The organism is Paracidovorax sp. MALMAid1276, assembly GCF_049198005.1.
Taxonomy (GTDB): Bacteria; Pseudomonadota; Gammaproteobacteria; order Burkholderiales; family Burkholderiaceae_C; genus Acidovorax.
Genome location: NZ_JBMIRS010000028.1, coordinates 1 through 23,798, shown reverse-complemented (window position 1 = coordinate 23,798; position 23,798 = coordinate 1). Strand labels below are relative to the sequence as shown.

Sequence of the window (23,798 nt, the reverse complement as noted above, 5' to 3'; positions counted from 1 at the left end):
GTTTTGGGCGGTCTGCGGCGTTGCAAATGCTCGCCATAGCTACGGCTATGGCTGTGCTTTGCGCCTTGCAGCCCATCCCAAACCAGGGCGCGCGCCATCGCGGAGACTTATTCAGCGTCGCCTTAAGGTGCATCCGCAGGCGTCAGGGCTGTGCCCTTGCGCCGGGGGATGAAGTCCGCATCCAGCAGCAGCTCGATGCGCGCGAAAATTTCATGGCGCGAGAACGGCTTCTTCATGAAATCGTCGGCGCCGATGCGGTTGGCATAGAACTGCTCGGTGGCGTGCTCGTTGCCGCTGATCATGATGACCGGAATGTGCTGCAAGGCCGGAGACTTGCGGATGGTGCGCAGCGCGTTGAAGCCGTTCATGCCCGGCAGGATGATGTCCAGAAAGATCAGCTCGGGCGGGTTCTGCTCCATCAGTGCCAGCCCCTGCTCGGCATCCCCGGCCTCGCGCGTGTCGTAGCCGGCCGAGCGCAGCGCCTTGCGCAGCACCGTCACGACGGTGGGCGAGTCGTCGATGATGAGCACGCTCGTGCCCTTGCGCGCGTTCACGCGCTTGCGCCGGCGACGCTCCACAGGCCCGGCTGGCGCCGCCGGGGGGGCTTCGGGACGCTCGGCAGGCTTGCGAACGCTGCCGAGCAGCCGATCAAAAATGCTCATGGTGGGCCTTGTTCCTTTGTTGTCTCTTCAGAGGGTGCAGGCTCCCGGCTCCTGCACATTTCACATCCAACCGGGCGCAAGTATTCCAGAAGCGGCCCGCGTGCTGTCAGCCACGGGTCAGCGTGGCCCTGCGCCCAGGGGGCCAGCCTGGGCTTGTCGGTAGCATCACGCGATCCTCGGTTTTCGCGCATTTCGCTTCCATGCCTTCTACCGCGCAGACTCATAGGCCCCGCCCCTGCAGCACCGGCTCGGCGGCCAGCCGCTCGCGCGCGAATTCCACGAAGGCCCGTACCTTGGCGGGCGCACGCCGCCCTGCCGGGTAGACGATGTGCACCGGCACGGGCGGCAGTTCGTGCTCGGCCAGCACGATGCGCAGGCGCCCCGCGCGCAGGCTGGCGGCGGCCTGGTAGGCCAGGCAGCGGGTCAGGCCCACGCCGGCCTCGGCGGCGGCAATGTCTACTTCGTTGCTGTTGCTGATCCATGCAAACTGCGGCTGGCCCAGCGCGCCGTCCTTGAACCGCCAGGGCGTGGGCGCGCGGGCATCAAAGGCAAAGCCAATGGCGCGGTGCGCGGCCAGGTCGTCGGGGTGGCGGGGCTCGCCATGCTGCGCCAGGTACGCGGGCGAGGCCACCACCAGCCGCCGCAGCGCGCCCACCTGCACGGCGGTGAGGCCCGAGTCCGGCAGTTGCGCAATGCGGATCGCCACGTCCATGCCCTCGTCCAGCAGGTGCACCAGCCGGTTGACGAACAGCGTGCGCACCTGCACGCGCGGCTGGGCCTGCACAAAGGCCTGCACGATGGGCGCCACATGCTGGATGCCAAACATCTGCGGCGCGGTGATGGCCAAGAGCCCCTGGGCCTCGGCCTGCGCGCCGCTGGCGGCCTGCTCGGCCTCCGCCAGATCGTTCAGGATGGGGCGGCAGTCGGCCAGAAAGCGCTCACCCGCCTCGGTGAGCCGCACCAGGCGGGTGCTGCGCTGGAACAACAGCACGCCCAGGCGCGCCTCCAGCGCTGCAATGGCGCGCGTCACGGCCGCCGCCGAGCAGCCCAGGCGCCGCGCCGCCGCCGCAAAGCCGCCCGCGTCGGCCACGGCCACAAAGCTGCGCAGGCTGTCCAGGTGGTCCATTGTTGCAATCCATGCAATTTTGAAAGGCGAACTATGGATATTCACGCCAATATGCGCAATAGATAAGGTCGCGGCACTGTCCATTTCTTTTTGAGAAAGCCTGTCATGCCCACACCTGCCCCCGCCCTCACGCTCTACCGCATGCCCGTCTCGGGCCACTGCCATCGGGTGGAACTGATGCTGTCCCTGCTGGGCCTGCCCTGCGACCGGGTGGACCTGGACCTGCGCAGGGGCGAGCACCGCACCCCCGCGTTCCTGGCGCTGAACCCGCTGGGCCAGGTGCCCGTCCTGGTGGATGGCGACATGGTGCTCGCCGACAGCAACGCCATCCTGGTGTACCTGGCGCAGCGCTACGCCCCCGGCAGCGCCTGGATGCCGCAGGACGCCGTGGGCCAGGCCCGGCTGCAGCGCTGGTTCAGCCTGGCGGCGGGCCTCTTGGTGCCTGGCGTGGCCAACCCGCGCTATGCCACGCTGGCGGGCCGGCCCGTGGCCGACCGCGAGGGGGCGCTGGCCACGGGCCGGCGCCTGCTCGACCACATGGAAGCTGAACTGCAGGGCCGCACCTGGCTGCTGGGGGGCGCCGCGCCCAGCCTGGCCGACATCGCCATGGTCAGCTACACCTCGCAAGCCCACATCGCCGGACTGCCCATGGCGGACTACCCGCGCATCGGCGCCTGGGTGGCGCGGCTGCAGGCGCTCCCGGGCTATGTGCCGCTGGCAGACACCCTGGCCCCGCCCGGGCAGGAGGCCGCATGACGGACAACCCACCGGCCTTCCACGCGGGCGAGCAGGCGCTGCAGGCGCGCATGGGCGTGCGCGAGCGCATGGCCGCCATCGGCCCCCAGGTGCTGCGCGACCACATGCCCGACCCGCATCGCGAGCTGTTCGAAAAGCTGCCCACGCTGCTGCTCGGCGCACTGGACGCGCAGGGCCAGCCTTGGGCCACCATGGTGGCCGGGCCGCCCGGCTTTGTGCACACGCCTACCGCGCGCAGCATGCACATCGCCGTGGCGCCCGGGGCGTCCATGGCGGCCGACCCGGCGCTGGCGGCACTGTTGGCACACGGTGCGGGCGCCCCGGTGGGCGTGCTGGGGCTGGAGCCGCACACCCGCCGCCGCAACCGCATGAACGGGCGCATGGCCGCCTTCGGCGCGACGGGGCTGGCGGTGGACGTGGTGCAGAGTTTCGGCAACTGCCCCAAGTACATCCAGGCGCGCGAGCCCGGCCTGCACGCGGTGGTGGCACCGCCTGCCCCCGCGCAGCCCCTGGGCGCACAGCTGGATGCCGCCGCGCTGGCGCTGGTGGCGCGCAGCGACACGCTCTTCATCGCCAGCGCCTCGGCGCCACGCCCGGGCGCGGGCCGCAGCGACGGCGTGGACGTGTCGCACCGGGGCGGCGAGCCCGGCTTTGTGCACGTGGAGCACACGCCGGACGGCGTGGTGCTGTCGCTGCCCGACTACCCGGGCAACCTGTTCTTCAACACCCTGGGCAACCTGGCGCAGCACCCGCTGGCCGGGCTGCTGTGGGTGGACTATGACGGGGGCGGCCTGCTGCACGTGGCCGCGCGCGCCGAGCTGCGCTGGAGCGAGGCCGACAGCGCGCCCTGGCCCGGCGCGCAGCGCGTGCTGCGGCTGCAGGTGCTGGGTGGTGTGTGGCGCGCCCAGGCACTGCCCTGGCGGTGGACGGCGGCGCAGCCTGCGCCGCAGTTCAGTGCGATGCGCCAGGCCTCGGGCGTTCAGGGGCGGCGCCCACCCCCGTGAACCGTTCACGCTGAGCCTGTCGAAGCGCCGCGCAGGGCTCGGGCAGGCTCAGCCCGAATGGGGTTTCATGTGCGGAGAGGCCGACTCATTCCGGGCCCGTGGGCGCCGGGCGCTTGAGGGGCGCAATCGGTTTGCGCGGCGTGGTGGGCTCGGCTGCCACCATCTGCGCGCTGCGCTCGTGTGCGGTCTGCGCCAGCTCGGTGATGAGCGCGGCCTCCGGCAGGTTGTGCCAGTAGCGCGTGGGCATCTCCTTTTTCATCATGGTGAGCTTGAGCCGCGCGGGGTTGAAGATGTGGCGGTAGTAGGTGATCCACAGCGCCTCGCCTGCGTCGGGCGGCGGTGCGTCGCTGCGCTGCGCGCCGGGGCCGGTGTGCAGTTGCTGGCCGTCCCAGCGCACGCTGGCGTCGGGCGTGAGGATGGCCCAGCGCATCTGCGTGAAGCGGCGGATGAAGAAGCCCGCATTGGCCACGGTGATGTAGTGGTCGGGCTCGAACCAGGCCATGTGCAGGGTCTGCCCGTCGGGTTCCGGCACCGGCCGAAAGCGCACAAAGGCGTGCATCTTGTGCATGTCGCGCCCCACGGCGCGGACCATGTGGTGGGCTTGCATGCGGTCGGCGTCCAGCGGGTCGTGCCGTGCGGCTTCGCCGTCCGCGCCGCCTTGGGCCATGCGCCACAGCAGGCGGTACATCAGCGCAAAGCGGGCCGGGTCGCGGTGCAGGATCAGTTGCTCGCACAGGCGCACAAAGTCGGGCGGCACGCGCAGGGCGGGCGCGCCGGGTGCGGGTGGGGGCAAGGTGTTTGCGCCGTGGGGCTCGGGCGCAAAGAGGTCTTCCGCCGCATCGGCCTGGCAGCGCCAGTCCACGGCGTGTGGCGGCACCCGGGCTTGCACCAGGGCGCGCGCTGCGGTGCGAAAGCCGGGCCAGTCGGTGGGGTGGTCGAGGGTGACCGTGTGGCGTTGCGGGTCGCTGGCTTCCAGCGCGCGTGCACCTTGCCCACCCGTTCGGGCTGAGCCTGTCGAAGCCAGGGCGCCGCCGTGAGGCAGCCCTGCGACAGGCTCAGGGCGAACGGGTGTGGAGATGCAGGTGTCGCGTGCCATGGATGCCTCTTTCAAAACAAGCTGCGCTGCACCGGTGGTGGCGCCAGCTGCGCTGCCAGGTCCGTCGCCTCCAGCGCGCGGCCGGGGCGGTAGTCGGCGGCCTCCACAAACGGCAGCACTTTCTTGAGCGGCACATGCAGCCGCGCCAAGTCAGCATGGCGCAGGCGGCGCACGCGCCGTGCGGCCAGCAGGCGGTCCACCGTCTGCACGCCCAAGCCGGGCACGCGCAGCAGCAGCTCGCGCGGGGCGGTGTTGAGGTTGACGGGGAAGCGCTCGCGGTGCGCCAGCGCCCACGCCAGCTTGGGGTCCATGTCCAGCGCCAGCATGCCGGGCGCACTGCCCGTGCTGCCTTGGCTGGGCGGCACGATCTCGTCGTGGGTGAACCCGTAAAAGCGCATCAGCCAGTCGGCCTGGTACAACCGGTGCTCGCGCACGGTGGGCGGTGCGGCCAGCGGCAGGGCGCGGGCGGCGTCGGTGATGGGGCTGAAGGCCGAGTAGTACACCCGCCGCAGCCGGTGCGCGCCATACAGCCGGGCGCTGGTGGCGAGGATGGTGCGGTCGCTGGTGGCATCGGCGCCCACGATCATCTGCGTGCTTTGCCCGCCGGGCGCAAACAGCGGCGCGCTGGCCCGGCGGGTGCTGCGCGACTGCGGCATCGACACGATGGCCTCTGCGGCCTGCTCCTTGCGCGCGGCGCGCGACTCGCCGATGTGCACCGCCATGCTCGCCATGGAGCGGTCGATGGCAGCGCCGTCTTTCTCGGGCGCCAGGGCGGCAAGGCTTTCGGGGGTGGGCAACTCGATGTTGATGGACAGCCGGTCGGCGTAGCGGCCTGCGCGCAGCATCAGCTCGGGCGATGCGTCGGGGATGGTCTTCAAGTGGATGTAGCCGCGAAAGGCGTGCTCCTCACGCAGCACGCGCGCCACCTCCACCACCTGCTCCATGGTGTAGTCGGGGCTCTGGATGATGCCGCTCGACAGGAACAGGCCCTCGATGCAGTTGCGGCGATAGAAGTCGAGCGTGAGCTGCACCACCTCCGCCACCGCAAAGCGCGCGCGCGGCACGTTGCTGGTCACGCGGTTCACGCAATACAGGCAGTCGTACTGGCAGAAGTTGGTGAGCAGAACCTTGAGCAGCGAGATGCAGCGCCCGTCGGGCGCATAGCTGTGGCAGATGCCCATGCCCTCGGTCGAGCCCATGCCGCGCCCGCCCACCGAGTTGCGCGGTGCGGCGCCGCTGGACGCACAGGAGGCGTCGTACTTGGCGGCGTCCGCCAGAATCGCGAGCTTGGACTGTAAATTCACTGGATGAATTTACAGCTATTGCAAAGACCTGCGTCGTGCTGGGGGCTCCGGGCGAGATCTACATTGCTTCAAATTTAGTAGCGATAAATCCTTTGTGGATAAGCGCTAAGGCCATATTTCGTCCAAATTTTTCCAAGCCGTTCGGCTGCGCGGCACGGCCGGGGTGCCCGGGCCCTATGCGCGATGCTCTTCGTGGGCGCGGTTTCTGCGCAGCGCGCCGCGCAGCATCCGTGTGGCGCGGTCGCGCAGGCCCGCTGGCGGCTGGCTGCCGCTGCGGCGCAACGGGTGGTCCTTGGCCTGTGCGCAGGCGGCCAGAAAGTCCTGAAGGATGGCCGTGTCGTCGAAAGTGTCAGAGCCCACTTTGTGGAACTCCGGGTGCCACTGCGTGGCCGCGATGTAGCCCCGCCCGGGCGCCGGTTGCAGGCGGATGGCTTCGGGCACGCCGTCGGGCTCGCTGAGCGCTTCGACCACGAAGTCGGGCGCCACCCGCTTGATGCCCTGGTGGTGGATGCTGTTGACCCGCGCGCGCGGCGTGTTGGGGTAGAGCTTGGCCAGGTGCGAGTCAGCCACGATCTGGATGTCATGGAAATGCTGGTCATAGGCCGTGGCATTGCGGTGCTGCATCGCGCCCGGGTGCTGGGTCTCGATGTCCTGGTACAGCGCGCCGCCAAACGCCACGTTGATGAGCTGCAGGCCCCGGCACACGCCGAAGATGGGCTTGCCCACCTCGGCAAAGGCCTTGACCAGGGCCAGGTCGTAAATGTCGCGCACGCGGTCGCCGACCCATTCTTCGCGCAAGGGCTCCTCGCCGTAGTTGCCGGGCCACACGTCGGCGCCGCCGTGCATCACCACGCCATCCAGCCACTCGGCATAGTGCTGCAGCGTCACGTCGCCGCGTGCGGTCTCGCCCGTGGGGCAGGGCACCATCACCACCATGGCACCCGCCGACATGATCCAGTGCGCGATGGACTGCTCCACGTACTGCAGCGTTTTGTTGGTGAACAGTGGGCGGGTGGGGTCGGCGTGTTGAAAACAGGCGGACAGGCCAATCTTCAGGCGGCGGTTGTCGGGCATGGGCAGCGTCTTTCCAGTCGGGCTTGTCGGCCCCGGCGGGCGGGTGGCCGGGCCAAGCGAGTGAGGGAGACCCTCTGTTGTATCACTGCACGCGGCCATCGGGTGTAGGAAAGGGCCGTGCGCCCCGCCGCGGCACGGGGCGAGGTGGGCGCACGGTGGGCGCACGGTGGGCACGCAAGGGGCGCCGCCCGTCCCGCCCTGTTACGCCGCGCAACAAAATGTGGCTTTCTTCATGAAATATGGGCGCCCCATCCGCGCCCGGTGGGGCCATTCGCCCAGCGCCTCGCGATAATTTTTGGCTGACGGGCGGGCGCGAGGGAGGCGCGCCAGCCCGTGTCTTCCGAGATGCCTCCTGCAACCCCAGCGAAAGCCCCGCCATGCCCCGCCACACCGTTTCTCCGTCCGCCCTGCGCGCCTGTGCGCTTGCTGTCGCCCTGGCCTGGCCGCTCGCATCGCAGGCCGTGGTGCCGGCGGGTGCGGCGGCAGAGATCATCAGCCTGCAGGGCGCAGGGGACCAGCGCGCGGCGGCAGCGGGTGCCGACTGGCGCCCGGCCCGGCCCGCGCAGGCGCTGGCCACGGGCGACTTTGTGCGCACGCGCGAAGCCGCCAAGATGGCCCTGCTGTTTGCCGACCAGACCCAGCTGCGCCTGCACCAGAACACCGTGCTGCAGGTCAAGGGCGTGGCGACCCCGGCCCAGCCGGTCACCACGCTGCTGCTCAACAGCGGCCGCGCCTGGACCCAGACGCGCCGCCCCGACGGCTCGCGCCTGAACCTGGAGACACCGGCCGCCGTGGCCGCCATCCGAGGCACGGACTGGGACCTCAGCGTGGAGGACGACGGGCGCACGCTGCTCACCGTGCTGTCCGGCACGGTGGAGTTCGGCAACGCGCAGGGCCAGGTGCTGGTGGCCGCCAACGAGGCCGCCTACGCCGAAGTGGGCAAGGCCCCCGTCAAGCTGGTGCTGGCCCAGCCGCGCGACCGCATCCAGTGGGTGAACGCGCTGCGTGCCGACCCGCTGCCGCACCTGGCCGCCGAGCCGCAACCCGAGGCGCTGCCGGCCGTGCTCGCGCCCGTGCATGCCGCCCTGCGTGCCCGCGATCCGGCCGCCGCCCGTGCGGCCCTGGCGCAGGCGCGCGCGGCAGGGGCGCCCGCGCACTGGGTGCGCGTGATGGAAGCCGCCACCGCGCTGCAGTCGGGCGACATGCTCGCCGCGCGCGGGTGGATCGAGCAGGCAATGCGCGCCAGCGCCGCCGACCCCGCCGCCGCTCCTTTGCCGCTGTGGCTGATGCAGGCCGACCTGCAGCTGATGGACGGCGAGGGCGCGGGCGCCGTGACCGTGCTCAGGGCCGCGCTGCAGCGCTGGCCCGGGCACCCCGCACTGCGCGCGCAGTTGGCCCGCGTGCAGCTGTTCACCGACCAGCTGGCCGAGGCCGACGCCACGCTGGCCCCTGCGGATGCAGACCCGGCCCATGCCGGCCTGGCGCTGGTGCGCGCCGAGCTGGCCCGGCGCCGTGGCGAGGCCCCGGCCGCGCTGGCCGCCTATACAGAGGCCACCGCGCTGGCTCCGCAGGACGCGCGCAGCTGGCAGGGCCTGGGCAGTGCCCATGTGGAACGCGAAGACCCGCGCCGCGCCCGCGCCGCCCTGGAGCGCGCCCTTGCGCTGGACCCGCAGGTGCCCGGCGGCCAGGGCGAGCGCGGCACGCTCGAGACCTTCGTCAACCAGTTCACCGAGGCCGGGCTGGCCTTCGAGGCCGCTTTGGGCGACAACCCGGCCGACTACGTGGCCCTCACCGGCCAGGGCCTGCTGCACCTCAAGCGGGGCCAGCCCGATGCGGCGCTGGACGCGTTGCTGCGCGCCGGGGTGCTGGAGCCGCGCTACGCCCGCGCCAAGACCTGGACCGCCGTGGCCTACTACCAGCTCGGCCGCCACGCCGACGCGCTGGCCACGCTGCGCCAGGCCATCCTGCTCGACGACAAGGACCCCGTGCCGCACATGCTGCTGGCGCAGATCCACACCGACCTGTTCCAGCCCGGCGACGCGGTGCAGGCCGCCCGCGACGCGGTGCAGCGCATGCCTTATCTCAAGTCGCTCAACCAGGTGGCCAACGACCAGAAGGGCAGCGCCAACCTCGGCGCGTCGCTCGCCTTCTTCGGCATGGAAGACTGGGCGCTGGAGCTGGCGCAGCAGAGTTTTTATCCCTACTGGGGCGGCAGCCACCTGTTCCTGGCCGACCGCTATGCGGGCGAGTTCAACAAGAACTCGGCGCTGTTCCAGGGCTTTCTCACCGACCCCATGGCATTTGGTGCGAGCCAGCGGTATGCGTCGCTGCTGCAGGCGCCGGGCGTGCATGGGGCGGTGGGGGTGACGGTGGACCGGGACCAATACCGCATGCGTGCACCGGCCCTCACGCTCAATGGCATCAACAACACCCATGTGCCGGTGTCCTGGTTCCTCAAGGTCCAGCCGGCGCGGGCCACCGACTTTCCGTTTGACCTGCAGGTGAACAATGCGCCGGCCGTGCGAGCGGGGTTCGGCGATGTGCGCGCACAGGCATTGACCGTGGGGCTGGGCATGCAGGCGACGGAGCGCATCAACCTGTTTGCCTACATGAACCAGTTCGACATGCGCCTGCGCAGCGACAACCGGTTCGAGACCTCGCTGGACAACAAGAGCACGCAAGGGGCGCTGGGCATGTCGTACCGCTGGGGCCCGACGCAGCAGACCTGGCTCAAAGTGGGGCGCACGGTGGAGAACACCTTGCTGCTGCGCTATCCCACGCTCTACATCGACCCGCCCTTTGTGAGCCTGATGGGCGTGGGCAGCGAGCCCCGCAAGCACTTCAGCGACGTGCAGCTGCGCCACACGGTGGACACCGCGCCGGGCAGCCGCTTCAGCGTGGCGCTGGAGCATGTGCGCGAGCGCCAGAACAATCTCATCGGTGGCGAGGCCGTTGTCGCTGCCGAAATCCCTGGCTTGGGTACCTACGTCGACAACCTGCTGGTAGGGGGGTACAACAACGTCGACCGGCGCTACACGGCCCTGACCATGGCGACCACCCAGCGGCTGGACCCTGGCCTGAGCGTCGATGCTGCGCTGGGCCTGCAGCAGATCCGCCACCGCGTCGATGGCCTGACGCAGAGCTATCTGGTGAACCTGGACGAGTTCAGCGAAACGCAGGCCACCCGGGCGGACACCGAGCGCGTGGTGACGCCCCGCGTGGGCCTGGTGTGGCAACCCGCGCAGGGCACCACGGTGCGCATGGCCTACCAGGACTGGATGCGGCCGCTGAGCGTCTCCACCCTCACCAGCGTGGAAACGGCGGGCATCCCTGTGGAGGACCGGCTGCTGGAAGCCGGAGGACGCCACAAGCGCCTTGTCGCCCAGCTGGGGATGGAGCTCTCGCAGAACACCTTCCTGAGCCTGCGCGCCGACCACCTCCGGGTGACCAACCCCGGCACGGTGGGCGTGGACATGCGCACGCCCAGCCTTCCCTTCCTGGAAGAAATGCGCAACGCGCAGCTCGTGAACCTGTCGACCACCGACCTGCTGGAAGACACGCCCAGCTTTGATACCGGCACGCTCAAGACGCTGGGTGTGGGCGTCAACCACATGTTCAGCCGCAGCTGGTCGGGCTACGCCAAATATCTGTACCAGGGCAGCGAAAGCCGCAGCTTCGATGCCGACATCCCCGTGGGCCGCATTCCCTACATTCCGCGCCACACGGCGGTCATTGGCGCGACCTGGGCGAGCGAGCAGCGCTTTTATGTCAGTGCCCGCGCGGTCTACCGCTCGGAGCGCTTTGAAGACAAGGAGAACCTCACGCGCATCGCGCCCGGCTGGGGCGTGGACCTGATGGGGTTCTGGGAGTCGCGCGACAAGCACTGGGTGATCGGTGCGGCGGCGCTGAACCTGTGGGCGCCGCAGTCCGACCGGCGCAAGACCCGCTACGTCCTCGACGCCCGCTACCGCTTCTGACCCCGTGGCGCCCGCAACCGCTCCACCCGCGCGAGAACGCCGCAGCCAGCCGCGCCTGCGCCAGCGGCTGCTGGCCCTGGCCGCGTGCCTGCTGGCGCTGCTGGTGGTGGGCGCGGCCAGTTTCACCCGGCCCTGGCATGCGCTGGAGTTCAAGACCTTCGACGTACTCACGGCGCTGGCCGCGCCGCACCGCAGCCCGCTGCCGGTGGTGATCCTGGCCATCGACGAGCCCACCTTTCAGGAGCTGCAGCTGGCCTGGCCCTTCCCGCGCAGCGTGCACGCGCAGCTGCTGCGCCGGCTGCAGGCCGAGGGCGCGGCGGCCGTGGGGCTCGATGTGGTGTTTGCCGAGCCCAGCACCGAGCCCGAGGACGCGGCGCTGGCCCAGGCCATCGCCGAAGCCGGGCCCGTGGTGCTGGCCTCGCTGCGCGAACAGGTCCGCAGCGCCAACGCCGACCTGTGGACCGAGGTGCTGCCGCTGCAGCGCTTTCTGGACGCCGGTGCCGAGGCCGGCGATGCGGGCGTCACGCCCGATGAAGACTTCGTGGTGCGCCGTGCGCCGCCCAGCGGCCACAACACTTTTGCGCAGCGCCTCGCCCAGCGCGCGGCCGAGGCGCGCGGCCAGGCCGCCCCTGCCGCGGGGCTGCAGCACGCCGAGTGGATCGGCTACCGCGGCCCGCGCAGCACCTTCGACACCCGCTCGTACTACCAGGCGCTCACGCCCGGGCTGCTGCCCGAGGGGTTCTTTCAGGGCAAGATCGTGCTGGTGGGCCGCGCGGCCCGCACGGCGGCCGAGCTGGAGCGCGCACAGGCCGACATGTTCAATGCACCCTTCGGCACCACCGGCGGCGACCGGCTGTTTCCGGGTGTCGAGCTGCAGGCCACGCTGGTGGACAACCTGCTCACCGGCAGCGGCCTGCGCAGCGTGCCTGAGGCCTGGACGCTGACCCTGGTGCTGGCCTTGCTGCCCACGCTGCTGTGGTCGCAGCGGCGGCTGCACCCGGCCGCTGCGGCCGCGCTGGCGGGCGGGGTGCTGGTGGCCATCGCGGCCGTGTCGTGGTGGCTGTTTGCGCGCCACCGCCTGTGGTGGCCGCCGCTGCTGCCCGCGGCGTGCACCGTGGCGCTGTACGCCACGGCGGGGCTGGTGGGCTATGCGGCGCTGCGCCGCCGCGCACGGCACACGCGTGCCATGTTCGCGCAATACGTGCCGCCCGCCGTGGTCGAGCGCCTCATCGCGCAGCCCGAGCTGATGCGCATGGGCGGCGAGGCGCGCGAGCTGACGCTCATGTTCACCGACCTGGCCAACTTCACCACGCTGTCCGAGCAGCTGAGCGCCGAGCAGACCGTGGAAGTGCTGACGGGCTACTTCAACGCCATGACGCCCATCATCCACGCCACGGGCGGCACGGTGGACAAGTTCATCGGCGACGCGGTGATGGCCTTCTGGGGCGCGCCCGTGCCCGATGCGCAGCATGCCGAGCATGCGGTGGCGGCTGCCATCGCCATGCAGCAGGCCATGCAGTCGCTGGTGGCCGGCCTGCAGGCACGCGGTCTGCCCCCCATCCACATGCGCATCGGGCTGCACACGGGGCGCGTGGTGGTGGGCAACGTGGGGTCCGAGCAGCGGTTTTCGTACACCGCCATTGGCGATGCGGTGAACCTGGCGGCCCGGCTGGAAGGCGCCAACAAGGCCTTCGGTACCGGCATCCTGCTGTCGGCCGCCACGGCGGCGCAGCTGCCACCCGCGCTGGGGCTGCGGCCGCTGGACGACGTGATCGTGAAGGGCAAGACCGAGCCGGTGCGGGTGTTCACGCCCTGCAACGATGCGGCGGTGCGCGAGGTGAGCAGCGCGGCGCTCGCCGCCTTCCATGCGCGCGACTGGCAGGGTGCCGAGTCGCAGCTGGCGCTGCTGCTGCAGCAACTGCCCGGCGACCCGGCGGCCACGCGCCTGCGCGAGCGCGTGGCCGAGGCCCGAGCGCTGCCCGCCGGCGCGCCCTGGCAGCCGGCGGTGTCGCTCGACAAGCTCTAGTCCGCTGAAGCCGATTTCTCGGTTTCAGTGGACTAGGAATCTGCGCTCGGTAGTAGCGCAGGACGCCCTCAGCGCTCAGCCCTTGCCTGCATCGTTCTCCAGCCAGTCGCACACGCCGTCGATGACCCATTGGGGGTCGTCCAGCGGCAGGTCATGGCCTGCAAATGGATGCAGCCGCAGCGAGCACCCCCAGGCCCGCGCCAGTGCCACCGAGCACTGGCTGGAAACCAGCCCGTCGTGCTGGCTGCCCAGCAGTAGCACGGGAGGCGCAGGCACCTGCGCTGGGGCACGGTAGCGTGCCGCCGCCAGCAGCTGGCGCAATGCGTTGGCGGCCGCCACGGGCCGCTGCCGACGCACGTCGACCCAGTCAGCAAGCCGCGCGCGGTGCTCTTCGGCCCGTTGGCTGGTGAGGCGCAGGATGATGGCCTCGGCCGCTGCGGCATCGCTGCGCCAGTGCCAGGCCAGCCGCAGCAGCGCTGGCAGGTTGCGCAACCGCAGCCGTTGGTGCACGGGGCTGAACGGCCGCATGCTGGTGTTGATGAGCACGCACCCCGCCACCTCGTGCGGCGCGCTGTGCGCCCACTCCGTGGCGACCATGGCGCCCAGCGACATAGCCAGCAGGTGGTAGCGCTGCGGCGGGGGCGTGCAGTCTTCCGCCTGATGAGTGGCACCGACAGAGGCCGTCCGCGTTGATCCAGCGAGCCCCAACGCGTTGCGGCAGGCGTGCACCATGTCCTGCACGGTGGTGGCCGACGGCATGCGGTGCTGCGCGCCGTTGCCGGGCAGGTCCAGGGTACGCACGGTGTCCCCGGGCAGCGCTTGCTGCAGGCGCTGCGCAAAATCGCCCCAATGCGCGCCCTCCCGGGTCAGTCCGCGCAGCAGAATCCAATGGCGGCGAGAGTGGTGAAGCGATGGGGGACGAGGAACGGGCGGCATGGTGCGGGCTGGCTGGCGCTTCAGTACCACGCCGCCAGCGCCTGAGCGCGGTGGCGCGCGCGCTGCTCGGGCGTGGGCATCCAACGCGCATGGCTACAGGCCGCGCGCGACAGGAAATCCAGCAGCGAGAGGTGCCGGCGCAGCACGCGCTGCTGGCGGTGGCTGATGAGCGGGTTGAAGATGCCATTGCGCGAGAACAGCTGCCGCGGGTTCTTCTTGATCCACAGCCAGGACCCCATCTCCAGCGTGAGCGGCAGGAAGGTGTGGGCTGGCAGCTCGCTGCAGGCGAGCAGGTAGAGGTGGTCCCACAGGTCGCCGTGGGCGAGGTACTGCGTGCTTTGCGGCTCGATCACGTAGGGGTGGTTGCTGTAGGCCTGCAGATAGATTTCCTGCAGCGCATGGATCTCGGCGAGGTGCGCGATGGGCTTGCGCGTGTGCGCATACGGAAACCACAGCCGGTCGCGCGCGCCAAAGCCGGAGTGGCAATCCAGCGCCAAGCTGAAGGGCCGCGCCAGCAGCTCGGTCTCCACCACCTCGCACAGCGCCAGGCTTTCAGTCTCCATCGCGTCGCCCAGACGCCCCCGGTACCACGGCAGCCTGGCGCTCACGCGCTGCCCGCCAATGCCCGGCGGCACGCGGTCCACCGCGTCCACGGGCGCGTTGCGCATCAGGTCCACCCCGCGCAGGTTGGCGCGGGTGCCCGCCCACATGCCGCCGGGGTTGACCACGGGCATGAAGACCATGCGCACACGCTCTAGCTGCTGGTGCAGCGTGGTGTCCCACTGCAGGCGCATGACCAAGCTCTGCAAATAGGCCAGCACCACCTCCGTGCCGATACGCTCCAGCCCGTGCACGCCGCCAAAGAAGCCGACGGCGGGGACATCGAGCGACGGGTTGCCGATGGCAATGGACATCACCGGCAGACAGGCACCGGTGGCCAGTTCCACCTGCCGCACCGTGTGCACCTCCAGGTGGCGTCCTCCCCGTTCGATGATTTTTTCCAGCGCCTGAAGCTCGGCCAGCATGCGGGGAGGGAAGGTAAAGGAGGACGTGGATGGCGTAGAGGCCAGGAGTCGGAAGAACGGTGGTGCCGCGATACGCTGCGGCGCCAAGCATAGCTCTGGGCGGCTCGCGCCGGAAACCCCATGACGCGAATGTGTGGGTTCAGCGAAACGACGCGAAACCGTCACACATGCGCGCTAACTTGCGGGCAGTTCCAACTTCGGAAAGAGGTGCACCATGCTCTGGAAATGGCTCGGATTGCAACGGCTCCTGGACGAGCTGTTTGACGAACGCGGCTGGCTGAGCCTGGACCTGCCCCGCACGCACGAATGGACGCACGACGATGCTGCGGCGGCGCCTGCGCAGGACTGAGTCCTACCGCCGGGCCGTGACGCTCGGCCTGCTGGCAGCCGCAGCCACCTGGGGCCTGGTGGAGCTGGTGGCGCTGCAGCGCTCGCGTTACCAGCTGTGGCGTGCGCGCCAGCCGGCCGTCCTGAAGCGCTGAAGCGCCGAGGAACCGGCACCCGCCGCGCGGCGGCTCTTCTGCGCCGCACTGCCCCGAAACCCAGGGTAGCCCCCCTCGGCGCAGGTCATTCCGCGCGAGACCGCCTTATCGTGCGTTGCAGCCGATGCTCCTGCTGCCGCGCAGACTCCTAGTGCGCGCGCGCACCATCGCCTCTAGAATCCGGTGCCCCTCCTGAAAAATCAGGCGGGCACCTTTTCACGCTGACAACCAAAACTTCACTTTCCTCAACATCACCATGGCAACTGCAAAGAAAACCACTGCCCCCGCAAAGAAGGCCGCTGCACCTGCAGCCAAGAAGGCCGCCCCCGCCGCCAAGAAGGCGGCCGCCAAGCCTGCGGCTGCCGCAGCAGCACCAGCAGCCCTCAAGCCCATCAAGACCGCCTTCAACAAGACCACGCTGGTGGCCCACCTGGCCGAGCAGTCGGGCGTGGAACCCAAGGCCACCAAGGCCGTGCTGGCCGCACTCGAAGCCGCCATCCTGGGCTCCGTGCACAAGAAGGGCTCCGGCGAATTCACGCTGCCTGGCGTGCTGAAGATCGGCCTGCAACAAGTGCCCGCCAAGAAGAAGCGCTTTGGCAAGGACCCGTTCACCGGCGAAGAGCGCTGGTTCCCCGCCAAGCCCGCATCGGTGAAGATCAAGACCCGCGCGCTGAAGAAGCTGAAGGACGCTACGGTCTGATGCTCCGGGGCCGTTGGGCCCCGCAGGCGCTGGTCACAGTGTGACCACGCCTCCCCCCGGGGGTGTGGCGTAGAGCGCTGCCACATCCCCGGCGCGGCGTGCCAGCACCGCCGCCTGGTTGATGTAGCCCTTGTCGGTGATTTCGCCCGCGTCCGCGTCGGGCGGCTGGCCCAGCACCAGCGCACGCGTGGGACTTTGGGACGAACCGGCTCCCGCCCTGCGCCGCTCTGCCATCACCGATTTCAGTTTCTCCCGCAAGGCGACCAGTTCGCGCGCCCCTGCAGGCGACGGGAACACCAGCATTCCGACCTCGTCCCGGTCGTGCCCCGTGAGCACGATGTCCTGCACCAGGGGCGCCAGCTGCGACACCAGCTCCACCCGCAGCGTGCCCACCGACACCCAGCTGCCGCTCGACAGCTTGAAGTCTTCAGCCACGCGGCCGTTGAACACCACACCCCGCTCGGGCCGCTCGGCATCCACCAGATAGGCCGCGTCGCCGATGCGGTAGAAGCCTTCCTCGTCAAACGCCGAGGCCGTTTCGCGCGGCGCATTGCGGTAGCCGCTGAACACCGACACGCCTTTCACCCGCATCTCCAGCTTGCTGCCGCTGGGCACCAGCTTGAGCTCGAGCCCCGGCAGCGGTGCGCCAATGCAGCCAGCGCCCTCCAAGCCCCAGTGCGCAGTCGTCACGGCCGGTGCGGTTTCCGTGGCGCCCCAGGACGTGGTCAGCCACAGCGGCTGCGCAGGCCGCACGCGCTGCGCCACGGCCTGCAGGCGCTGCCAGGTGGAAGGCGCCAGCGCCGCCGCCGCGTAAAACGCGAGCCGCACGCGCGAAAGCACTTCGGCAGCCAGCGCATCATCCGCCTCCAGCAGCGGCAGGAGCATGTCGAACCCGCGTGGCACGTTGAACAGCATGGTCGGCTTCACATCGCGCAGATTGCGCACGGTTTTCTCCACCAGGCCGGGCATGGGGCGGCCTTCATCGATGTAGAGCGTGCCGCCGTGGCACAGCACCATGTTGAGGTTGTGGTTGCCGCCGAAGGTGTGGCTCCATGGCAGCCAGTCAACCAACACAGGTTTCTCATGCTCCAGAAACCGCCAGGTCTGCGCCATCATCTGCTGGTTGGCGCACAGCATGCGGTGCGTGTTGATGACCACCTTGGGCCGGCCGGTGGAGCCGGATGTGAGCAGGTATTTGGCGTGGTCGCCCGGCAGCAGCGCGTCGAACGCGCGCTGCACATCGGCGGTTTCGCGGCCCGCCTGCAGTTGCGCAAACGGCAGGCTGCCCGGGCAGGTGTCGGCATGGCGGCTGAACACCTTCACCACGCCATCCACCCCTGCCAGTGCGCGTGCATACACCGCCGCATCGGACGCATACACCAGGCTGGGCTGCAGCGCCGCCAGCATGCTGTGCAGGCGCCCCGGATCGCTGGAACGCGCGTACGCGCTGGACAGCGAGCAGGGCGTGATGCCCACATGCATGGCGGCCAGCATGAGCACGGCGTGGTCCACCGCGTTGTCCGACACGATGGCAATGGGCTGGCCCGCAGGCAGCCGCAGGTCGAGCAGCGACTGCGCCACGGCACCCACCTGGGCGCGCAGTTCGCCATAGCTCAGACCGCGCCAGTGCTCCCCCTGCGCGTCGCGCTCTGCCAGCGCGAGGGTGTCCGGCGTCTCGCGCGCCCAGCGCTCAAGCCAGTCGCCAATGCAGCGCGCGTAGGGCCGCAAGGCTGTGGGAGACCGCAGCGTGAAGGACCCGTCGTCAAACCGGGTGAGCACAGTGCGGGGTGGTGCGATATGGGTGTCGTCGTCAAGGAAGGCGGGGTGCATGGCGGATCTCGGGAAAAAGTATGGGGTCTTGCATGCCGGGGCGCGGGTATCAAGCGGCTGCGCTCATTGCAGGCCGGGTGCGCTGCGTTTGGCACGCAACAGTTCGATCAGCACGGCGTCGCGGGCCTGCGCCAGCGCGGCCGTGGACAGGTCTGCGGCGGCCTGCGCCACACCCTCCACCACACGCTGCTGCAGCGCAGCGTCCATGCCGGGGCTGCCCAGGTCGTGCCACCAGTCTTCGATGGGGCCGCCCAGGTGGGCCAGCAGGTGTGCGATGCCGCCTTCGCCCCCTGAGAGGTGCAGGTTCATGAAAGGACCCATCAGCGCCCAGCGCAGGCCGGGGCCGTGGGCGATGGCGGCATCCACATCGGCCACGGTGGCCACGCCTTCATTCACGAGGTGAAAGGCTTCTCGCCACAGCGCGGCCTGCAGGCGGTTGGCGATGTGGCCCTTGATCTCGCGCCGCACATGGATGGGGCGCTTGCCCAGAGAGGCATAGAACGCCATCGCATCGGCCACGGCCTGTGGCGCAGTGTGCTGGCCGCCGCCCACTTCCACCAGCGGAATGAGGTGCGGTGGGTTGAACGGGTGGCCCAGCACCACGCGCCCCGGGTGGCGGCAGTCCGCCTGGATGTCGGTGACTGCCAGGCCCGAGGTGCTGGAGGCCAGGATGGCGTGCGCGGGCGCGGCAGCGTCCATGCGCGCAAACAGCTCTGCCTTGAACTCACGCCGCTCGGGCCCGCTTTCCTGCACAAAGTCCGCCGCCTCCACGGCGGCTTCCATCTGCGCATGAAAACGCAGTCGCCCGGTGCTGGCGCCGGGCGCCAGCCCTTGCCGCACCAGCGCGGGCCAGTGGGCCTGCACGGCATCGCGAAGGCGCTGCTCGGCGCCTGGCGAGGGGTCGGTCGCCTCTACATCCAGGCCCCGCGCGAGGAACAGCGCAGCCCAGCTGGCGCCGATCACGCCCGTGGCCACCACGGCCACACGTTTCACCACGGTCGCATTCATCTATCGCATTCCTTGTCGTGGGTGCGTGGAACCCGATGTGACGTCGACCTGGGTAGCCACGCGCGAAGTAGCGCAGAGCAGCTCATGATTCGGCCGTGAAGCCCACCTTCTTGACCAGCGGACCCCAGCGTTCAAACTCGGCCTGCTGCGACGCCGCCATCTCAGCCGCCGTGGAACCCCGGGCGATCAGCCCCACCACCGCGAGGCTGTCGATCACCGCCTTCTCCTGAATGGCCGCATTGATGGCGGCATTGGCGGCCGACACCACCGCCGCAGGCGCGCGGGCCGGTGCGTAAAAGCCAAACCACTCCTCGGTGGTCAGCTCCGGGAAGCCCTGCTCTGCAAACGTGGGCACCTCGGGCGAGAACGGCGAGCGTGCACTGCCCGAGGTGGCCAGCAGCCGCAGCTTGCCGGCCTTGTGGTTGGGAATGAAGTCGCCGCTCGGCGTCACCATGGAAGCGATCTGCCCGCCCACCACATCCGTCACGCCCGGAATGGAGCCGCGATAGGGCACGTGCTTCAGATCCACGCCGTTGTTCAAGCCCAGCAGCGCGCCGATGAAGTGCGGCGTGGACCCGGCGGCAGGCGAACCGTAGTTGGCCTGGCCGGGATTCGCCTTGGCCCAGGCCAAAAAGTCCTTCACCGTTTTCACCGAGGCCGGCACGAGCGGCCCCACGGCCAGGCCATGGTGCATGACGGCAGCGATGGACACCGGAACGAAGTCCTTGACCGGGTCGTAGCTCAGCTTGCTGTAGATGTGCGGATAAATCGAGGTGCACGAGAACGGCGACAGCGTGAGCACGCTGCCGTCCATCGCAGCGCCCTTGAGCGATTCGAGCGCGATGCGGCCTCCGGCGCCGGGCTTGTTCTCGACCACGGCGGCGTTGCGCGTGTAGGCCGAGCCTGCGAGCTTTTCTCCCACGCGGCGCGCCACGCTGTCGCCCGCGCTGCCCGCCGGAAAGCCATAGAAGATCTTCACCTGCTCGATGGTCTGAGGCTGCGCCTGCGCCCAGGCGCTGAGCGGGGCCAGAGCACCGACCAGGGCGGCACCTCCGGCATGGTTCATGAACTGGCGGCGTGTCGGTGTCATCAACATCATGTGTCTCCTCTATGGGGATGGTGCGCGGACCACAGGATCCGGCGTTCTTGATTCAGCGCTCTCGTGCGCCATGGGCGTTCGCGGCCTCAGGGCCCGCCGCGGTCGTGGAATGCACAACGCTGCAACGGATCACGTTCACACCCAACGGCAGGTGCAAGGTGACGCGGTCCATTATTTTTTTTTTGCGCTCCGGCATTCAGTCATCGCGATGACATTTGCACTCAGGGTATACGCGGGCGAGGCACTGCAAAGCGCCGAGTGCGGAGAGAATTCCCTCCATGCGAGTCACACCCCGGTCGCCCACGCTTTCCGATCTGCTCGGCACCTCCGCCTGGTTTCCGGCATTGGACGGGTCGGCGCAAGCGCGGGTGCTGGAGGATCTGCGCGAGGTGGAGGTGCCGCAGGGCGGCGCGCTGTGCCACCGTGGCGAAGCGCCCATGCACTGGTACGGCGCCATCGAGGGCCTGCTGAAATGGAGCGTCACATCTGACGATGGCCACTCCGTCACGCTCGGCGGCCTTTCGGCGGGCAGCTGGTTTGGCGAGGGCACGCTGCTGCGCGCCCTGCCCCGCACGGCCGACATCATTGCGCTGCGGCCCAGCCGGGTGGCGTTGCTGCCGCTGGAGACGTTTGAGTGGCTGCACGCCACGCAGCGCAGCTTCGACCACTTTCTGCTGCAGCAGATCAACGAGCGGCTGCACTGGTTTCTGGGCACGTTCGCCGCCCACCATCTGATGGACACCGACAGCCAGGTCGCACGGGCTTTGGCAGGCCTGTTCCACCCCTTCCTGTATCCGGGCGCGGACACACACCTGCAGATCTCGCAGGAAGAAATTGCCAACCTGACCGGCGTCTCGCGGCAGCGGTGCAACGCGGCCCTCAAGCGCCTGCAGGAAGGCGGCATCCTGCAGATCGAATACGGCGGGATCTCGGTGCTCGACCTGGCGGCACTCCGGCGCTACGCCGAATAGCTCACGCGGAGCCGATAAAGGCCGCCACGGCGGCCACCACGGCGCCCGGTTGGTCGCGGTGGGGCGAGTGGCCGCAGGCCGGCAGCTCCAGCAGTTGCGTGCCCGGCACACAGCGGGCGATGCCGCGGATCTGCTCCAACGTGCCGTACTCGTCGTCCACGCCCTGGATGGCGAGCACCGGCGCGCGGATGGCGGCGATCTCGGCCTCGATGTTCCATTGCCGGAAGGGCGGGTGCAGCCAGATGCGGTTCCAGCCCCAGAAGGCCGAATCCGCCTCATCGTGGTAGCGGCCGAGCTTGGCGGGCAGGTCGGTGTTCTGGTAGGCCTCGCGCGCAATCTCGATGTTGGCGATGGTCACGTCTTCGACAAAGATGTGCGGCGCCATCAGCACCAGGCCGCGCACGGCCGCGGGAAAGCGTGCTGCATACAGCAGCGCAATCGATCCGCCGTCGCTGTGGCCCAGCAGCCAGGGTGCCTCGGTGATGCCGAGCGCCTCGAAGAAGGCGGGCAGCACCTCGTGCGCCTGGCGGTGCATGAAGTCCACATCCCAGGTTTCATCGGCTGCGCGCGGGGTGGATCGGCCATAGGCCGGGCGCGAGAACACCAGGCCGCGCACGCCAGCCACAGCGCACAGGCGCTCGGGAAAGTCCTTCCACATCGCCACCGAGCCCAGGCCCTCGTGCAGAAAGACGAGCAACGGGGCGTCCCGGCGCTCGGGCGCGATCCACTGGTGCTCGATGCGCACCGTGCGGCCGCGCCATTCGATGCGGGCGAATTCCGTGGAAGGAGAAGGTGCCTGTGCGGTCACGCGCGGGCCTCCTTTTCGCGCAGGCGAAAGCGCTGGATCTTGCCCGTGGCCGTCTTGGGCAGCTCCTCGATGAACTCGATGAAGCGCGGGTACTTGTAGGCCGCCAGGCGCTCCTTCACAAAGGCCTGCAGCGCCTGGGCGTCGGCCTGCTGGCCCGGCTTGAGCACCACGTAGGCCTTGGTCTTGGTCAGGCCTTCGCCGTCCTGCACGCCGATCACCGCGGATTCGAGCACGGCGGGGTGCTGCATCAGCGTGGCCTCCACCTCGAAGGGCGAGACATAGATGCCGCTGACCTTGAGCATGTCGTCGCTGCGGCCGGCATAGGTGTAGTAGCCCTCGGCGTCGCGCGTGTACTTGTCGCCGCTCTTGGTCCAGCCGCCCTGGAAGGTCTCGCGCGACTTCTCGCGGTTGGCCCAGTACATCAGCGCCGCGCTCGGGCCGCGGATGTACAGGTCGCCCACCTCGCCATCGGGCACAGGGCGGCCGTCCTCGCCGCGCAGCTCCACCTCGTAGCCCTCCACGGGCTTGCCGGTGGTGCCATAGCGCACATCGCCGGGGCGGTTGGAGATGAAGATGTGCAGCATCTCGGTGGAGCCGATGCCGTCGATGATCTCGCAGCCGAAGTGCGCCTTGAAGCGCTGGGCGATCTCGCCCGGCAGCGCCTCGCCGGCCGATGAACACATGCGCAGCGCCACGGCCTCGCGCGCCGGCAGCGCGGGCGAGGCCAGCATCCCAGCAAAACCCGTGGGCGCGCCGAAGAACACGGTGGGGCGGTGCTGCGTCCAGCGGCGGAAGGTGGCGTCGGGCGTGGGCCGCTCGGCCATCAGCACCACGGTGGCGCCCACCGAGAGCGGAAAGGTCAGCGCATTGCCCAGGCCGTAGGCGAAGTACATCTTGGCGGCCGAGAAGCAGACGTCGTCCTCCTTGAGGCCGAGCACGGGCTTGCCATAGAGTTCGGCCGTCCACCACAGGTTGGCGTGGGTGTGCACCGTGCCCTTGGGCTTGCCGGTGGAGCCGGAGGAGTAGAGCCAGAAGCCCGGATCGTCGGCGGCGGTGTTGACCGGTGCCGCGAGCGGCGTGGCAGCCGCCAGGGCGGCCTCGAAGTCCTGTGCCCCCTCGGGCAGCAGCCCGGTGGGCTGCGAGACGAGCAGGGTGCGCACCTCGTGCGGGGCGCGGCCCATGGCGTCCTGCAGCACGGCCAGCAGCGCGCCCGAGACGATGGCCGCCTGCGCACGGCTGTGGTCCAGCATGTAGGCGTAGTCGTCGGCCGTGAGCAGGGTGTTCACCGCCACCGGCACCACGCCCGCATACAGGCAGCCCAGGAAGGCCACGGGCCAGTCGCTGCTGTCGTGCATGAGCAGCAGCACGCGTTCCTCGCGGTGTACGCCTGCGGTGGTGAGGGCTGCGGCCAGGCGCCGGGCGCGGTCTTCGAGCGCGCCGTAGCTGAGGCTGCCGCGGTCGTCGATGTAGGCGGTGCGCTCTGCGCGAGACTCATTCAGGGTGAACAGGTGCTGGGCGAAGTTGAAGCGTGGGGGCAGGCTCATGGTGGTGTCTCCTTTGGCCCTCTCGGGTGGGTGCGCGTTTTGTGCCGCGTCTGTGGTGGTATGTGGTATCAGTTATTCATTGCGCTACGCGCCACCCGCGACGTATGAAACTGGCGCGGCCAAGGCCAGTGCTCCCGTGCAAGGGCCGCCAAGCCGCACAGGCGGCGCGCTTGCGTGCACCGGGAGCGTCCCCCTCCCGACTCGCGCAGCGAGGAGAGAGAGGGGCAGAGGGCCGCGGCTCCAAGCCTGCCTGCGCAGGCTTGGACGTGCCCGAAGAGCGGCCGGCTCTGACGGACGCACGGAGGCGCGAAGCGACTCAGGGGGTGTTTCACTTCAGAGGCCCAGCGCGGCCAGCACGCCGGGGCTGGCC

20 protein-coding genes are annotated in these 23,798 nt (G+C 69.7%); 8 read left to right on the top strand and 12 right to left on the bottom strand.

Translation table 11 applies throughout. The features are described from left to right. Positions 1 to 122: 122 nt before the first annotated feature. Positions 123 to 662 carry a response regulator gene (locus ACOQFS_RS01080; RefSeq protein WP_421561139.1) on the bottom strand — a complete coding sequence of 180 codons (540 nt, stop codon included), beginning with the start codon at positions 660 to 662 and terminating at the stop codon, positions 123 to 125. A 220-nt stretch (positions 663 to 882) separates the two neighbouring features. After that, positions 883 to 1,788, bottom strand: a complete 906-nt coding sequence (locus tag ACOQFS_RS01075) for a LysR substrate-binding domain-containing protein (protein ID WP_421561138.1) — start codon at positions 1,786 to 1,788, stop codon at positions 883 to 885. Between the two features lie 105 nt (positions 1,789 to 1,893). On the opposite strand from ACOQFS_RS01075, the gene ACOQFS_RS01070 reads away from it, so the two are divergent. Next, a complete protein-coding gene (locus ACOQFS_RS01070; RefSeq protein WP_421561137.1) occupies positions 1,894 to 2,544 on the top strand; it encodes a glutathione S-transferase family protein in 651 nt (216 codons plus the stop codon). Further along, the gene (locus tag ACOQFS_RS01065; RefSeq protein WP_421561136.1) at positions 2,541 to 3,548 is read left to right on the top strand and encodes a pyridoxamine 5'-phosphate oxidase family protein; all 1,008 of its coding nucleotides are present in this window, start codon (positions 2,541 to 2,543) and stop codon (positions 3,546 to 3,548) included. The genes ACOQFS_RS01070 and ACOQFS_RS01065 overlap by 4 nt, the downstream gene beginning before the upstream one ends. An 85-nt stretch (positions 3,549 to 3,633) precedes the next feature. Here ACOQFS_RS01065 and ACOQFS_RS01060 read toward each other — a convergent pair whose 3' ends face one another. The 3 genes from ACOQFS_RS01060 to ACOQFS_RS01050 form a co-directional block, all read right to left on the bottom strand. Beyond that, positions 3,634 to 4,644: a TIGR03915 family putative DNA repair protein gene (locus tag ACOQFS_RS01060; RefSeq protein WP_421561135.1), complete on the bottom strand. Its 1,011-nt coding sequence runs from the start codon at positions 4,642 to 4,644 to the stop codon at positions 3,634 to 3,636. A gap of 11 nt (positions 4,645 to 4,655) precedes the next feature. Next, a complete protein-coding gene (locus tag ACOQFS_RS01055; RefSeq protein WP_421561134.1) occupies positions 4,656 to 5,948 on the bottom strand; it encodes a putative DNA modification/repair radical SAM protein in 1,293 nt (430 codons plus the stop codon). Positions 5,949 to 6,122: 174 nt separating this feature from the next. Beyond that, the gene (locus tag ACOQFS_RS01050; protein ID WP_421561133.1) at positions 6,123 to 7,022 is read right to left on the bottom strand and encodes a gamma-glutamyl-gamma-aminobutyrate hydrolase family protein; all 900 of its coding nucleotides are present in this window, start codon (positions 7,020 to 7,022) and stop codon (positions 6,123 to 6,125) included. Positions 7,023 to 7,399: 377 nt separating this feature from the next. Between ACOQFS_RS01050 and ACOQFS_RS01045 the strand changes: the two genes are divergently transcribed. Together ACOQFS_RS01045 and ACOQFS_RS01040 are read left to right on the top strand one after the other, a co-directional pair. Further along, positions 7,400 to 10,999, top strand: coding sequence for a TonB-dependent receptor domain-containing protein (locus tag ACOQFS_RS01045; RefSeq protein WP_421561132.1), 3,600 nt, complete (start codon positions 7,400 to 7,402; stop codon positions 10,997 to 10,999). 4 nt (positions 11,000 to 11,003) lie between these two features. Next, positions 11,004 to 13,025, top strand: coding sequence for a CHASE2 domain-containing protein (locus ACOQFS_RS01040; protein WP_421561131.1), 2,022 nt, complete (start codon positions 11,004 to 11,006; stop codon positions 13,023 to 13,025). Positions 13,026 to 13,100: 75 nt separating this feature from the next. Here ACOQFS_RS01040 and ACOQFS_RS01035 read toward each other — a convergent pair whose 3' ends face one another. Continuing rightward, entirely contained in the window at positions 13,101 to 13,961 is an 861-nt protein-coding gene (locus ACOQFS_RS01035) for an alpha/beta fold hydrolase (RefSeq protein ID WP_421561130.1), read from the bottom strand. A 20-nt stretch (positions 13,962 to 13,981) separates the two neighbouring features. Next, positions 13,982 to 14,986: a M14 family zinc carboxypeptidase gene (locus ACOQFS_RS01030; RefSeq protein ID WP_421561129.1), complete on the bottom strand. Its 1,005-nt coding sequence runs from the start codon at positions 14,984 to 14,986 to the stop codon at positions 13,982 to 13,984. Positions 14,987 to 15,200: 214 nt separating this feature from the next. Between ACOQFS_RS01030 and ACOQFS_RS01025 the strand changes: the two genes are divergently transcribed. From ACOQFS_RS01025 to ACOQFS_RS01015, 3 genes are all read left to right on the top strand, one after another. Then, positions 15,201 to 15,335, top strand: coding sequence for a hypothetical protein (locus ACOQFS_RS01025; RefSeq protein WP_421561128.1), 135 nt, complete (start codon positions 15,201 to 15,203; stop codon positions 15,333 to 15,335). Beyond that, on the top strand, positions 15,307 to 15,468 hold the full coding sequence (locus tag ACOQFS_RS01020; RefSeq protein WP_421561127.1) for a hypothetical protein: 162 nt from the start codon (positions 15,307 to 15,309) through the stop codon (positions 15,466 to 15,468). Before ACOQFS_RS01025 ends, ACOQFS_RS01020 begins: the two co-directional genes overlap by 29 nt. A 256-nt stretch (positions 15,469 to 15,724) precedes the next feature. Next, positions 15,725 to 16,168 carry an HU family DNA-binding protein gene (locus ACOQFS_RS01015; protein WP_421561126.1) on the top strand — a complete coding sequence of 148 codons (444 nt, stop codon included), beginning with the start codon at positions 15,725 to 15,727 and terminating at the stop codon, positions 16,166 to 16,168. 33 nt (positions 16,169 to 16,201) lie between these two features. Here ACOQFS_RS01015 and ACOQFS_RS01010 read toward each other — a convergent pair whose 3' ends face one another. From ACOQFS_RS01010 to ACOQFS_RS01000, 3 genes are all read right to left on the bottom strand, one after another. Then, entirely contained in the window at positions 16,202 to 17,998 is a 1,797-nt protein-coding gene (locus tag ACOQFS_RS01010; protein WP_421561125.1) for a feruloyl-CoA synthase, read from the bottom strand. A 63-nt stretch (positions 17,999 to 18,061) separates the two neighbouring features. Then, positions 18,062 to 19,006, bottom strand: a complete 945-nt coding sequence (locus ACOQFS_RS01005; protein ID WP_421561124.1) for a 3-hydroxyacyl-CoA dehydrogenase NAD-binding domain-containing protein — start codon at positions 19,004 to 19,006, stop codon at positions 18,062 to 18,064. A gap of 82 nt (positions 19,007 to 19,088) precedes the next feature. Beyond that, entirely contained in the window at positions 19,089 to 20,096 is a 1,008-nt protein-coding gene (locus tag ACOQFS_RS01000) for a Bug family tripartite tricarboxylate transporter substrate binding protein (RefSeq protein WP_421561140.1), read from the bottom strand. Positions 20,097 to 20,383: 287 nt separating this feature from the next. Here ACOQFS_RS01000 and ACOQFS_RS00995 point away from each other — a divergent pair, with 287 nt between their 5' ends. Next, entirely contained in the window at positions 20,384 to 21,076 is a 693-nt protein-coding gene (locus ACOQFS_RS00995; RefSeq protein WP_421561123.1) for a Crp/Fnr family transcriptional regulator, read from the top strand. A gap of 1 nt (position 21,077) precedes the next feature. Here ACOQFS_RS00995 and ACOQFS_RS00990 read toward each other — a convergent pair whose 3' ends face one another. Both ACOQFS_RS00990 and ACOQFS_RS00985 read right to left on the bottom strand, forming a co-directional pair. After that, complete coding sequence (locus ACOQFS_RS00990; protein ID WP_421561122.1) at positions 21,078 to 21,884, bottom strand: alpha/beta fold hydrolase; 807 nt, start codon at positions 21,882 to 21,884, stop codon at positions 21,078 to 21,080. Beyond that, positions 21,881 to 23,428, bottom strand: coding sequence for a benzoate-CoA ligase family protein (locus tag ACOQFS_RS00985; protein WP_421561121.1), 1,548 nt, complete (start codon positions 23,426 to 23,428; stop codon positions 21,881 to 21,883). The genes ACOQFS_RS00990 and ACOQFS_RS00985 overlap by 4 nt, the downstream gene beginning before the upstream one ends. Positions 23,429 to 23,798 lie beyond the last annotated feature (370 nt).

Excerpts from the sequence above, each read along its gene's own strand:
- ACOQFS_RS01080 (WP_421561139.1), bottom strand. The coding sequence starts at position 662 with ATGAGCATTTTTGATCGGCTGCTCGGCAGCGTTCGCAAGCCTGCCGAG.
- ACOQFS_RS01045 (WP_421561132.1), top strand. The coding sequence starts at position 7,400 with ATGCCCCGCCACACCGTTTCTCCGTCCGCCCTGCGCGCCTGTGCGCTT.
- ACOQFS_RS01010 (WP_421561125.1), bottom strand. The coding sequence starts at position 17,998 with ATGCACCCCGCCTTCCTTGACGACGACACCCATATCGCACCACCCCGC.
- ACOQFS_RS01015 (WP_421561126.1), top strand. The coding sequence starts at position 15,725 with ATGGCAACTGCAAAGAAAACCACTGCCCCCGCAAAGAAGGCCGCTGCA.
- ACOQFS_RS01005 (WP_421561124.1), bottom strand. The coding sequence starts at position 19,006 with ATGAATGCGACCGTGGTGAAACGTGTGGCCGTGGTGGCCACGGGCGTG.
- ACOQFS_RS01050 (WP_421561133.1), bottom strand. The coding sequence starts at position 7,022 with ATGCCCGACAACCGCCGCCTGAAGATTGGCCTGTCCGCCTGTTTTCAA.
- ACOQFS_RS01000 (WP_421561140.1), bottom strand. The coding sequence starts at position 20,096 with ATGACACCGACACGCCGCCAGTTCATGAACCATGCCGGAGGTGCCGCC.
- ACOQFS_RS01030 (WP_421561129.1), bottom strand. The coding sequence starts at position 14,986 with ATGCTGGCCGAGCTTCAGGCGCTGGAAAAAATCATCGAACGGGGAGGA.
- ACOQFS_RS00995 (WP_421561123.1), top strand. The coding sequence starts at position 20,384 with ATGCGAGTCACACCCCGGTCGCCCACGCTTTCCGATCTGCTCGGCACC.
- ACOQFS_RS01035 (WP_421561130.1), bottom strand. The coding sequence starts at position 13,961 with ATGCCGCCCGTTCCTCGTCCCCCATCGCTTCACCACTCTCGCCGCCAT.
- ACOQFS_RS01025 (WP_421561128.1), top strand. The coding sequence starts at position 15,201 with ATGCTCTGGAAATGGCTCGGATTGCAACGGCTCCTGGACGAGCTGTTT.
- ACOQFS_RS01075 (WP_421561138.1), bottom strand. The coding sequence starts at position 1,788 with ATGGACCACCTGGACAGCCTGCGCAGCTTTGTGGCCGTGGCCGACGCG.
- ACOQFS_RS01070 (WP_421561137.1), top strand. The coding sequence starts at position 1,894 with ATGCCCACACCTGCCCCCGCCCTCACGCTCTACCGCATGCCCGTCTCG.
- ACOQFS_RS01060 (WP_421561135.1), bottom strand. The coding sequence starts at position 4,644 with ATGGCACGCGACACCTGCATCTCCACACCCGTTCGCCCTGAGCCTGTC.
- ACOQFS_RS00985 (WP_421561121.1), bottom strand. The coding sequence starts at position 23,428 with ATGAGCCTGCCCCCACGCTTCAACTTCGCCCAGCACCTGTTCACCCTG.
- ACOQFS_RS01065 (WP_421561136.1), top strand. The coding sequence starts at position 2,541 with ATGACGGACAACCCACCGGCCTTCCACGCGGGCGAGCAGGCGCTGCAG.
- ACOQFS_RS01020 (WP_421561127.1), top strand. The coding sequence starts at position 15,307 with ATGCTGCGGCGGCGCCTGCGCAGGACTGAGTCCTACCGCCGGGCCGTG.